General features: G+C 31.9%; 2 protein-coding genes. Both read right to left on the bottom strand.

Annotated features, from left to right (window positions below; all coding sequences use genetic code 11):
- Positions 1–69: 69 nt before the first annotated feature.
- On the bottom strand, positions 70–576 hold the full coding sequence (locus J5G60_RS18310) for a hypothetical protein (protein ID WP_150356091.1): 507 nt from the start codon (positions 574–576) through the stop codon (positions 70–72).
- 33 nt (positions 577–609) lie between these two features.
- Complete coding sequence (locus J5G60_RS18305) at positions 610–1,317, bottom strand: DUF5058 family protein (RefSeq protein WP_150356092.1); 708 nt, start codon at positions 1,315–1,317, stop codon at positions 610–612.
- Between the last annotated feature and the right edge of the window lie 98 nt (positions 1,318–1,415).

Genomic DNA, 1,415 nt, shown 5'->3' with positions numbered 1-1,415 from the left:
TACATCATATATAATAATTCGTCAAGTAGTTATTATTTTAGGCATCGAACCTAAAATAACAAGGACTATTCATCTCCCACTTATAGAAGATAGGAGAATTACGCCCTTTTTGTTAAATGAATCTATAACAAATTTAGGTAAAACATATAATATTTCGGAACCAATAAACGTAAAAATAGTAATAAAAGTAATAGAAACTAAAACTGAGCTAGCTATTCCTATTGTTGACATAACATCTCCCCTTTGAGTTCCTGATTCCACGCCTGATACCTCTTGAGCCATTGTAACCGCAGGAAGCCTAATATCTGCAACACTACCTGATAACCAGGCAATGTATGTTCCACTCGTTCCTAGAATACTATAGTATGCAATTGGCTGTACAATCCAAGATATACCAAATGTTCCTGCAGCCAGTCCCCATATCTTTAAAATATCCTTTCCTGAAGGTATTACTCCATAAGCTATCCATAAATATAACGCAGGAATAAAGTTAGCTATTATTGCAAAACATAAACTAATTATACCTATCTTTATTAATTTTCCATTAAAATCAGTTTCTTGATCAATCTTACTCATTATAATTTCCTCCTCTAGATAAAACATAAAAGCCTAATATATAGCATGTGTAACTAACATTCCTACTAACATAGCGATACCCAAAGACAACTCCTTAAGCCTCTGATGTCTTTTAAATAATTTCAACATAATTAACATAGTAATACCTGAAATAAAAGCAGCCACTAGGAAATCTACTTTGAAACCTGTATTAGTAACTAACTGACTTGATAGTAAAAATGCAAATAAACCTATAGATGCTCCAAACATTAAAAGTTTTATCCATTTTGGATCATATTTTGAATATAAAATTTTAACACCTTTACTCATTCTATGTGTAAGAAATAAAGCAACCAACAACCATCCTAAATCATTTAACGCCATGCCCCAAACAGAATAAGAAAATGCTTTCATCCCAAACCCTACAGATGATGGAGATACACCAAGTAATCCAGACGCCAATGTGACCATTGATAATTCTGTACGAGCTGCTCCAACATCACTTAATCTCATCCAAGTAGTAGGGGCTCCAATAACTGTAATTAAAGATATCAGAATAATGGCAGGAGAGAGAGATGGTCCAATTGAAGTGATAATTGCTGAACGAATACCACTTACATATTTATCCTTTGGAATTTTTATTCTCTTTGCTTCCTTTAAAGCTGCTTTTAAAAATATTACACTTTGAACAGCAACTGCAATAACAGTAAAGCACGATGCTATCCACAAACCTGGGCTATCCATTATATATTTTAAATTCATAAATGCTCCTCCTATATCAATTATCAATTAAAATTTTCAAAACATTTTATCCTATTTTAATTACATATATAGAAAGTGGAGTTATATCTATATAATTA

Origin of the sequence: Clostridium sp. HV4-5-A1G (assembly GCF_900184915.1) — a bacterium.
GTDB lineage: Bacteria > Bacillota > Clostridia > Clostridiales > Clostridiaceae > Clostridium_B > Clostridium_B aromativorans.
Note: the sequence above shows the minus strand (reverse complement) of the source record. Positions and strands in the feature narration are given on the sequence as shown.